The 476-nt window shown below is 58.2% G+C and carries 1 protein-coding gene; it reads right to left on the bottom strand.

The features are described from left to right. On the bottom strand, positions 1–386 hold a 386-nt coding region (locus ACTHUG_RS11420), incomplete at its 3' end, for a hypothetical protein (protein WP_440422288.1). Positions 387–476 lie beyond the last annotated feature (90 nt).

Genomic DNA, 476 nt, shown 5'->3' with positions numbered 1-476 from the left:
CATTTTGACCGGTAACAACACCCCGTTGTCTTCCACCTCCACCGTTCCCGTCCGCGGCAGCCCCTTCCCCTTCTCCTCCTCCTTCCCCCTTTCCTCCTCCCCTTCCTTCCCTTTTTTTTCCTCCCCCTTCCTCCTCCCCTTCCCCTCCTCCTTCCTCTTCCCCTCTTTTTTCTTCTCTTCCCCCTCCTCCTTCCCCCCTCCCTCCTCCTTCTTCTTCTTCTCTTTCTTCCTTCCCCTCCCCCCCCCTTCTTCCCCTCCCTTCCCTTCCCCCTCTCCTTTCTCCCCCCTCCCCCCCTTCTTCCCCCCCCCCCCCCCTTCCCACTTCCCTCTTCCTCCCTCCGGTCCCTTTCTTCCTTTTCCCTTCCCTTTTCTTTCTTCTTCCCCACCCTTTCCCCCTTCCTCTGCCCCCCGTTGCTCTAAATCCTATTTTTTTCTCTTCTCCCCCTCTTACGCTTCCGACTAATTCTACTGTGTCG

The sequence above is a fragment of the Neisseria sp. P0022.S009 genome, assembly GCF_051956675.1.
GTDB lineage: Bacteria > Pseudomonadota > Gammaproteobacteria > Burkholderiales > Neisseriaceae > Neisseria.
The sequence above is the reverse complement of the archived record's forward strand: the minus strand, read 5'-3'. Positions and strand labels throughout refer to the sequence as shown.